At 48.7% G+C, this 9,091-nt stretch carries 12 protein-coding genes; 5 read left to right on the forward strand and 7 right to left on the reverse strand.

Annotated elements, in window-relative coordinates; translation table 11 throughout:
* Nucleotides 1-114: 114 nt before the first annotated feature.
* Genes ACTRXI_RS10705 through ACTRXI_RS10715 form a run of 3 tightly spaced genes read left to right on the forward strand, consistent with a single transcriptional unit; the run spans nucleotide 115 to nucleotide 1,095 of the window.
* The gene (locus ACTRXI_RS10705; RefSeq protein ID WP_474262406.1) at nucleotides 115-687 is read left to right on the forward strand and encodes an RNA polymerase sigma factor; all 573 of its coding nucleotides are present in this window, start codon (nucleotides 115-117) and stop codon (nucleotides 685-687) included.
* Complete coding sequence (locus tag ACTRXI_RS10710; protein ID WP_474262407.1) at nucleotides 687-863, forward strand: YvrJ family protein; 177 nt, start codon at nucleotides 687-689, stop codon at nucleotides 861-863. Before ACTRXI_RS10705 ends, ACTRXI_RS10710 begins: the two co-directional genes overlap by 1 nt.
* Nucleotides 864-888: 25 nt before the next feature.
* On the forward strand, nucleotides 889-1,095 hold the full coding sequence (locus tag ACTRXI_RS10715; RefSeq protein ID WP_474262429.1) for a helix-turn-helix domain-containing protein: 207 nt from the start codon (nucleotides 889-891) through the stop codon (nucleotides 1,093-1,095).
* A gap of 64 nt (nucleotides 1,096-1,159) precedes the next feature.
* Here the strand turns inward: ACTRXI_RS10715 and hxlB are convergent, their stop codons facing one another.
* Genes hxlB through ACTRXI_RS10750 form a run of 7 tightly spaced genes read right to left on the reverse strand, consistent with a single transcriptional unit; the run spans nucleotide 1,160 to nucleotide 7,152 of the window.
* Nucleotides 1,160-1,720: a 6-phospho-3-hexuloisomerase gene (gene hxlB / locus ACTRXI_RS10720; protein ID WP_474262408.1), complete on the reverse strand. Its 561-nt coding sequence runs from the start codon at nucleotides 1,718-1,720 to the stop codon at nucleotides 1,160-1,162.
* Nucleotides 1,717-2,343 (reverse strand): 3-hexulose-6-phosphate synthase, encoded by a 627-nt coding sequence (hxlA, locus tag ACTRXI_RS10725; protein WP_474262409.1) that lies wholly within the window; start codon nucleotides 2,341-2,343, stop codon nucleotides 1,717-1,719. Before hxlA ends, hxlB begins: the two co-directional genes overlap by 4 nt.
* A gap of 11 nt (nucleotides 2,344-2,354) precedes the next feature.
* Complete coding sequence (locus tag ACTRXI_RS10730) at nucleotides 2,355-3,308, reverse strand: sugar kinase (RefSeq protein ID WP_474262410.1); 954 nt, start codon at nucleotides 3,306-3,308, stop codon at nucleotides 2,355-2,357.
* 17 nt (nucleotides 3,309-3,325) lie between these two features.
* A complete protein-coding gene (locus ACTRXI_RS10735; protein WP_474262411.1) occupies nucleotides 3,326-4,606 on the reverse strand; it encodes a TRAP transporter large permease in 1,281 nt (426 codons plus the stop codon).
* On the reverse strand, nucleotides 4,603-5,097 hold the full coding sequence (locus ACTRXI_RS10740; RefSeq protein WP_474262412.1) for a TRAP transporter small permease: 495 nt from the start codon (nucleotides 5,095-5,097) through the stop codon (nucleotides 4,603-4,605). Before ACTRXI_RS10740 ends, ACTRXI_RS10735 begins: the two co-directional genes overlap by 4 nt.
* A 12-nt stretch (nucleotides 5,098-5,109) precedes the next feature.
* The gene (locus tag ACTRXI_RS10745; protein ID WP_474262413.1) at nucleotides 5,110-6,123 is read right to left on the reverse strand and encodes a TRAP transporter substrate-binding protein; all 1,014 of its coding nucleotides are present in this window, start codon (nucleotides 6,121-6,123) and stop codon (nucleotides 5,110-5,112) included.
* A gap of 12 nt (nucleotides 6,124-6,135) precedes the next feature.
* The gene (locus ACTRXI_RS10750) at nucleotides 6,136-7,152 is read right to left on the reverse strand and encodes a LacI family DNA-binding transcriptional regulator (protein ID WP_474262414.1); all 1,017 of its coding nucleotides are present in this window, start codon (nucleotides 7,150-7,152) and stop codon (nucleotides 6,136-6,138) included.
* A 199-nt stretch (nucleotides 7,153-7,351) separates the two neighbouring features.
* Between ACTRXI_RS10750 and ACTRXI_RS10755 the strand changes: the two genes are divergently transcribed.
* Together ACTRXI_RS10755 and ACTRXI_RS10760 are read left to right on the forward strand one after the other, a co-directional pair.
* Nucleotides 7,352-7,774 carry a MarR family winged helix-turn-helix transcriptional regulator gene (locus ACTRXI_RS10755; RefSeq protein ID WP_474262415.1) on the forward strand — a complete coding sequence of 141 codons (423 nt, stop codon included), beginning with the start codon at nucleotides 7,352-7,354 and terminating at the stop codon, nucleotides 7,772-7,774.
* On the forward strand, nucleotides 7,771-8,964 hold the full coding sequence (locus ACTRXI_RS10760) for an MFS transporter (protein ID WP_474262417.1): 1,194 nt from the start codon (nucleotides 7,771-7,773) through the stop codon (nucleotides 8,962-8,964). The genes ACTRXI_RS10755 and ACTRXI_RS10760 overlap by 4 nt, the downstream gene beginning before the upstream one ends.
* Nucleotides 8,965-9,091 lie beyond the last annotated feature (127 nt).

The raw sequence follows: 9,091 nt of genomic DNA on the forward strand, positions 1-9,091 counted from the left end.
GTTTCCCGGAAAAGTGTTCGTATAAAATATAAGAACAAACGTTCGTATATATGGTTTACTTTTTATCTTGAAGATGTCTTTTATAAACAACAGGGGTAAGGAGAGGAGGCATCTATGACACATTCATCATACGCTGATTCAAAAAGAGAAGCATGGGAAGCTTTCAAAGAGAAAAATCATTCGTTCCTGCGTACCCGGCTCATCCGTGAATTTCTGGAGGATGCTGTGCACCAGCAGCTGTTGAAACAGGCTTTAAACGATGATGCTGCCTGGGCACACAAAGCCATTGACCTATCTTTTAAGCGTTACTACCAGGATGTGGTCTGGCGTTCTTATATGTTAAAAACCCTGCACTGGGAAGCAATCCGCTACGATCGTTACCATCGCCGGCGCCAGCATCGGACTCCTCTGTCCGACCAGGAGGCCCTGTTTGAAGAAACCGGTTCATTTTACAGTGAGGACTCAGAGCAAAGCCTTGAAGAAGAGCTGCACCATTATCCGGTCTGGCTCGGCTTTCGTTCGCTGACTCCGTACCAGCAGTGGATTTTTTCTAAAAAATACAGCTGCGGGTGGAAGGATACAGACATTGCCAGCCACCTTCAAATCAGCCGCCAGGCAGTGTCAAACGCTCACCGAAAAGGTTTGAAGACACTTCGTTTTTATGCCGGGAAACGGGAGGAGCAGTGATGCACATTATTGATTCCAGTGCCGTTGTCGAACTGCTGGCCAATGTCGGCTTCCCTATCATTGTAACGTTTTATCTGCTTTTGCGGATTGAACAGCGGATTGAGCATTTGCGCCGGGATGTAAACCGTCTGGCTTGCTCTTCACCAAAAAAGGAGGAAACGATGCATGAGGACTAATAACCGGATCACAAAAAATCAGCGCATGAGCGAGGAAGCGCTGTATGAAGAGCTTCAAAAATTCGAACCATTCATCCAGCAGGCGCTCCGTCAAACTTCCTATCAGGAGCGTGAGGATCTTCAGCAGGAGCTCCGCCTGAAATGCATTGAAAAAATACTCACGTATGAACCGCCGGAAGTACCCGGCTTCTGGGAGTACAAACGCCGCTATGAGCAGCAGATGGACGAATAAACCGGCTCGCTCCATAAAAAAACAACCGGACCGGCTGAAGGCCGGTCCGATTGCTACATATGTGCTACTCCATGTTGCTATGACGCCTGGCCATTTGCTCGTAGTCAGCTTCCCCGTGTGCATGGGCAGCAGCAATAATCAGACCGTCCAATATTAAATGCAGACTCTGATCGAACTGATTTCCCAACGGCTGAATCGTTTCCGGCTCATGTTCCAGCCGTTTTTTGGTTGCGGCAGAAACAGCGATAAAAGCATCGCTGAGTTTTCCCAGGGAAGAATCCCGGTTGGTGGAGCAGACCAAAAGCTCTGCTCCGCTTTTTTTCGCCTGTTCCGCCGTATGAACGAGAATCGAAGTATTTCCTGAGCCGGATAATACTACAAGTAAATCTCCCTCACCCACGGAAGGGGTAATCGTTTCACCAACTACAAACACGTTATATCCACTGTGCATGAGACGCATTGCAAACATTTTTCCGACAAGACCGGAGCGCCCTTCACCGGCTACAAAAATTCTTGGAGCCCGGTTAAGCTTCGCTGCAGCCTGTTCTACTTCTTCTGCACGCACGCTGCCCACAACCTCTGTTATTTCCCGGGAAATAGTGTTTAATACGTATTCTGCATTCATAGCCTGTCTGCCTCCGATCGTATTTGTTCCGCTGCCTGCCGGGGATTTATGCTTTTTGTAATAGCGCCTCCGATAATAACTACGTCTGGACGCGCCTCCTTGATTTTGTGAAGGTTATCCGCTTTTAAACCACCAGCTGCTGATACTTCCCAGTGCGGAAATGCCTGCAGCAGCTTGTAATAATCATTATCGCCTGCTCCTGCCTGCTGCATGTCTTTACCTATATGCAGCGAAGCACTGCGGATGCCAAGCTTATCGAGTTCCTCAAGCCGTTGTTTTTCCTGCACATTCAACAGATCCACAAAAGCTTTTTTACCGTATTCTTCAGCGGTCTCGAATACTGCCTGGATAGAAGCGTCCGATGCAAAAGCCATCACCGTCGTTACATCTGCGCCTGCCTCGAAGGCCTGGATTGTTTCTGCCCTCGCTGCATCACACGTTTTCATATCCGCGACCAGTATTTTACCCGGATATTCCTGCTTCATCTGCCGGACGATGTCCATGCCATATTCTTTAATGACCCCCGTGCCTATTTCAATCCAGTCGATATACGCTTCGGTTTGATGAACGACATTAAAACACTCGTCCCAAGCTAACCGGTCCAACGCCAGCTGTATGTTCATTGCTTCCTCCTTTAACGCTCCACACGTTCTTCGTTCCCAAGCGCTGCTTCCACTTCCTCTAAAAGCGGCAGCCCTTCATTGTCGCCTGCTACCTGTACGACTTTTGCTCCAGCTACCGCGCCGATTCTCAAAGCCCTCTCCAGCGAATATCCCTGCAGCAGACCGTACAGCAAGCCGGCGTTGAAACCGTCTCCTGCTCCTACGGTATCAGCCACTTTTTCTACTTTTTCCGCCGGCTGATGCACGGTTTCCCTGCTTCCGTGTTTTCCGGCTGCTCCTTCACTGCCGTTTTTAATAATGACACGATCAATGCCATACGATTGAAAAGAAGCAAGGTGCTCTTCTATTGACTGTGGGCCGAACAGCATATCCGCTTCATCTCTTCCACTCAGCATGATATCTACGTATGGAAGCAGGGACCGGATGGCCTCCCCCGCCTCTTCTTGATCCCAAAGACGCAGACGGATGTTCGGATCCATAGCTGTAAGCACTCCCCACTCCCCTGCAAAACGCAACGCTTCCCGGAGCATCTCCACATTTTCCGGGCGGAGCGAAGCAAACACGCCGGTAATATAAAATACTTTCGGCTGCCCGGTCAGCTGTTCTTTCACATGCTGCAATGTTATTTCTTCTGTCGGTGATGGAAAGCGGTAGTAAAACGTACGCCCATTACCGTTTTCAAGCGTTTCTTTAAAATTCACGGGAGTAGCGTAGTCATCTTCAAAAGCTATTCCCGAAACGTCAATTCCTTCTCCGCGCAGGGTATTAAAAATATGGCGGCCAAATTCATCGCGGCCAAGGCGGCTGATCATCCCTGTCTGAAGCCCCAGGCGGGCGCAGCCGACAGCCACGTTTAATTCGGCCCCGCCGATTTTCCGCTCAAACTCAGTCGTAAAACGCATCGGCCCCCGCTGTTTCGGATTCATTGTAATCATTGCGTCGCCAATTGTAAGGATGTCCTGCATCTTTACTGCCTCCATTCTTATTCAAACGCATTCGGCAGCCACATGAAAATGCCCGGAACGAATGCAATTACTAAAATCACAACCAGAATCATGCCAATGTACGGAATCGTCGCTTTAAAGGAGCGGCTGATGGAAAGCCCGCCTATCGCACTTGCAAGCAGGAGGCACAGACCGTACGGAGGCGTCACGAGACCTACAGCCAGGCACATGAGTACGACGATCCCGATATGAATGGGATCGAGGCCGAGCTCTGATGCTGCCGGCAGTATAATGGGTACAAACAAAATGATTGAAGGCACAGTGTCCATAAACATACCGACAAATAAAAACAAAACGATAATCAGCACAATCAGAAGCCAGGCGTACGGTACCGACTCCTCGAAAAAGGAGGAAATGTGGGCTGGAATATTATTAAAGCTGATCAGTCGTCCAAGCGACGTGGCGGTCGCCAGCGCAAACAATGTAAGCGAGCTGAGCTTCAAGGTTTCAATAACGATCTCCGGCATATCCCGCAGGCGGATGCTTCTGTAAAAAAAGAACGCCAGAATAAACGAGTAAATGCAGGCGATGATCGACGCTTCGGTCGGTGTCACAAACCCGCCCATGATGCCAACAAGGATAATAATCGGTGTAAGCAGCGGTGGAAAGCTCCGGATGCCGTGTTTGACAATCGCCTTTGTATCAAGCCGGTCATGCTTCGGGTAATTATTTTTCTTCGAGATGACTGATATAAACAGCATTAATCCAACGCCGATTAACAGTCCTGGAATAATTCCGCCGATAAACATCTGACCAATCGACACCCCGGCCAGGCTTCCGTAAATAACCATCGGAATCGATGGAGGAATAATCATGCCCATAGTGGAGGAGGCAGCGGTTACAGCCACTGACGTTTCCGTGCTGTACTGCTCCTTTTTCATACTTGGGATCAGAATTTTCCCCACCCCTGCCGTATCAGCCGTAGACGCTCCAGATATGCCGCCGAAAAACATAGAAACGACGACGTTGGAGTGGGCCAGCCCTCCGCGGATATGGCCCACGAGTGACACCGCAAACTGAATGAGCCGTTCGGAAATCTTACCACGATTCATGATATTTGCCGCAAAGATAAACAGCGGCACAGCAAGCAAAATAAAGGAGTTTAACCCGACGAACATTTGCTGGATAACAGCTTCAAGCGGGACCGTTCCCATAACGAGAAAACCAACATAGCTGACGATGCCAATCACAAATGCGATAGGAATGCCAAGTACCATTAATATTAAAAAGAGCAGTATTAATCCAATTGCGGTTATCATTTTTTATTCACCTCCACGACATTTTGGTAGTGACGCCAGTGGTCCATCGCATTCTGAAAAGCGAACAGTATGATTCCTGCTCCGGCAATTGGCACAGGCAGCCAAATGAAAAATTGACTGACTCCCGGCAGGTAGTTCAGCGTCCAGCTGCTGAACTGGGTCGTAATCTGCACCCCGTGGATGACAAACGCGAGACCGAACAGAACTAAAAAGAAATGGATAACTATCTGGAGCGCCAGCAGATATTTCCCGGACAGCTTCTCCAAAAGAATGCTCACGGTAAAGTGCTGCCGTTCTCTAACCATTGCTGCCGCTCCGAGCAGCACCATCCATATAAAAGCATATGTGGCCACCTCGGCTGACCAGAGGAAGGCGACTCCGGGAATGTAGCGGGTCATCACCTGTAGCGCTACGCATATAAAGAAAATCGAAAAGGCGGCTGCGCCTCCCCACAAAAATACTCGCTGTATTTTATCGATAAATTCTCTCATCTTCTCACCCACCTATTCATCCTTTAGTTCCTGGACCGTTTCGTATTCTTCTTCCATCCCGAGATTATCTACAGCATCTCTGCGTACGCTTTCCGTCTGGCTGGTAAAGGCTTCTTTATCCACCTCGTTGATTTCCATGCCTTCTTCCTGAAGCTTTTGTTTATACTCACTGGCCAACTCCTCATCAGTTGCACGCGCAGTTTCAGTCGCTTCCTGTACCGCTGTATCAACTGCTTCCTGCTGTTCGGCATTCATACTGTCGTACGCTTCCTGGGTGGTGAAAAATACCCGTGTCGTAACGTCGTGCTCCGTGAGTGACAGATGATCCGCTACCTCGTAATGACTGGCTAAATAAATATTGGTGAAATCATTTTCTGCTGCATCCGTCAATCCATTCTGAAGCGCCTGATACATCTCGTTCCAGGCCACACTCGTCGGCTGGGCGCCAAGCGCCTGCCAAGTATTCGTCACCACCGGTGAATCCTGGGTCCGGACCGTTTTATTTTCCAAATCCTCCGGCGTTTCCACTGGCTGCGTGCCGTAATAATTACGCGTTCCTGCCGACCAGTAATCAAGCACTTTAAAATTTGATTTTTCTTCTGTCACACGTGCTACTTCATCGCCTACCTCGCCGTCCACTACCCGCTCCCAGTGCTCCCGGTCTTCAAAAAGATACAGAATGGAGAAAAAATCCACCTCTTTTACTTTTTGGGCCAAATACCCTGGAGAAGCGACCACCAGATCCACCGACCCGGTCTCCGCGCTCTGGGCAAGCTCTGCTTCGCTTCCGCCAAGCGACCCGTTCGTGTGTACCTCCACCGTAACGCTTCCATCGCTTTCTTCTTCTACGACTTCTTTAAATTCCCTCAAGCCGACAGCATAGGGACTCTGGTCATCAAGCTGGGTGGCGGCTACTAAATGAACATTTTCTTCAGCCCCGGCCGTGCTTTCAGTACTGGCGCTGCTGCAGCCGGCGAGCACTCCAGCGGCGAGCGCCATCATGGTAACGCTTACTTTTTTCATCATTCAAACCTCCTTTTATATTTTTGCTTCAGTGGAATCCCGTACATGAAAAGCTGTCTCATATATATATTCATGACTTAATTTCTCGGCCGGCACGCCCTCGTTCACCTGCTCCAGCAGAAGCTCTGCTGCTTTTTGCCCCATTTGATAGGCCGGCTGTTCAATGGTTGTTAGCGATGGGGAAAAGAAAGCAGCGTATTCCACCTCATCAAACGTTACCAGGGCAAGGTCTTTGGGAATACTGAGCTGCTGCTCTTTAGCAAATGTCAGTGCTTCTACAAGCATGCGGTCGTTAGAGATAAACAGCGCATCCGGAGGAGACTGCTGTTTCATCATTACCTTTAATGCCTCCTGAGCACCGCTGACTTCCCCGTGGTATGCAAGCTTGTTATTTTCAGCGATCCCCTCTGCCTCGAGCGCATCCTCAAACCCGCGGAAGCGTTCTTTTCTTGTGTTCATCTTCAGCTCCGGGCCGATAAAACCGATATTGCGGTATTTTCTATCGGCTAAATGCTTTACCGCATCGTACGAAGCCTTATAATTATTCACCACTACAGAGGGGATTTCCGACTGCTCTACCGTTCTATCCAGAAATACTAACGGAATTTGATAGCTTAGAATGTCTTCATAATTTTTTCGGTCCTGACTGCTTGGGATAATAATCATTCCGTCAATCTGCTTTGCCATCAGCATATCAATGTACTGTTTTTCTTTCGTTTCGTCGTCATCGGCATTACAGATGATGACGTGATAATTGTACTTTATGCACATATCTTCAATCGCTCTGACCACAAGCGTGGAAAACCGGTGCACCACGTTCGCGATAATAACGCCGATCGTCGTCGTTTTCTGTTGTTTCAGCCCTCTTGCAATCGCATTCGGCCGGTAGTTTAACCGGGCAATGGCCTGCTCGATACGCCCTTTTGTTTCTTCACCCATGTATGTAAAACGACCATTCATAAACTGAGATACGGTGCTTATGGAAACATTTGCTTCTTTTGCCACATCACGCAGCGTCACATTTTTACGCATAGCTTCCCTCCTGATAAAACGTTTTAGTAAAACGATTTATTTCATTCTAAAAGATACATCCCTAAATTGCAAACGCTTTATTATTTTTTTTGCTTTTCGCAATTGGTTCCAGGGTTTACCTTTATCCAAATACTTCGTATACTGGTGAAGCTGCAATTAATTAGCATGCTAATTAAATTTAAAAAGGAGCTTTCTTTTTATGAAATCCGATCAGCTTATTCATATGATTCATCAGCGGTCGCGTACACTTTCGAACACGCTAAACGAAACGCTTGCCCCGTTTGGGCTGTCCCATGCACAGTATATGATTATGTATGTGCTTGATACCGGCGGTCCGGCCACCCAGACGCATATGCGGAAATATCTGCAGGTGGAAGCGCCGACGATTGCCCGTACCATCGCCACGATGGATCGCAATGGGTGGATAGAAAAACGTCCCGGCGCAGACCGGCGTACGCAAGTCATCCACCTTACCGACAGCACGAAAAAAACACTTCCCGAAATTAAAGAACGAGTTGCAGAGGCAGAGAAGCGTTCGCTCGCTCGGCTGTCAGATCAGGACCGGGAAGTTCTGCATGAGCTGCTTGGAAAAATTACGAACGAAAGGAGCGGGAAACAGTGAGCCGTCATGACCATCCCATCTGGACAAAGGATTTTATTAGTATCACGATTACCAATTTCATGGTTTTCACCGTATTCTATTCTCTTTTAACTACACTGCCCCTTTTTGTTACCGGCAGCCTCGGCGGAACCAGTGCCCAGGGTGGGCTTATCGTCACGATTATGCTCGTTGCTACGATCATCACCCGGATATTTGCCGGTAAGATCATGGAAAAAACCGGGCGTAAACGGGCGCTGGTCTGGGGAGCCGCTGCGTTTGTTCTCTGTACTTTTTTATACCTTTTTATCGATACGTATACGGGGCTGCTGCTGCTCCGGTTTGTGCACGGCATTCCTTTTGGCATTTTGAGCACCGCTGCCGGCGCTATCGCTGCAGATGTTATCCCAAATGAGCGACGCGGGGAAGGCCTCGGTTATTTCACGACCTCCATGAATGTTGCCGTCGTCATCGGCCCATTCATCGGACTGACGCTAATACAGTTTGCTCCTTTTGCCCTTTTATTTATACTGCTCGGCATATTTATGATCGTTGGTGTATGGTGCGCAGCTATTGCCCGGGATCCAGGAATTCCTGCCGCACCGCACACTGAAAAAAAGAAGCTGTCCATTCATGATTTTATCGAACTGCGGGCGCTTCCAATTGCTTCTATCGGGCTGCTTGCTTCTTTTTCCTACGCCGGCGTCATTTCATACATGTCCCTGTTTGCCGAAGCCATGGGTCTGATCCAGGTATCTAGTTTCTTTTTTCTTGTGTTCGCTGTGGTCGTCATTGCTTCCCGTCCGGTGGCAGGCCCGTTATTTGACTCCCGCGGGCCGGGCACTGTTCTGTACCCCTGTCTGCTGATTTTTGCCATCGGCCTCGTAACACTCAGCTTTACCACTGCCGGGTGGATGCTGCTGTTGTCTGCCGCTTTGATCGGCCTTGGTTACGGAACGCTTCTTCCTGGTTTTCAAACGATGTCCATTCAGGCGGCTGAGCCGCACCGAAGCGGGCATGCCACCGCTACATTTTTTATTATGTTTGACTCCGGCATCGCTCTTGGCTCCTTTTTTCTCGGACTTTTAGTGAATGCTGTCGGCTATCAGTATTTGTATCAAATTACGGCAGGCATTATACTGCTGACGATTGGGGCTTTGTATTTGTATTTCCGGACATCGTCGGTGTATGCCTATGAAGAAAAGAAGGCCTGACCCCTATAATATTATGTATATAAAAAAAGCAGGAGAGCTCCTGCTTTTTTTCAGATTGTTGAGAAACAAAATAAAAGCGTCATGTTTGTTCGTGGATCGTTCGATCCACGTTCTTTTTTGGCTGGTG

The sequence above is a fragment of the Marinococcus sp. LNHM4E3-1 genome (assembly GCF_056034405.1).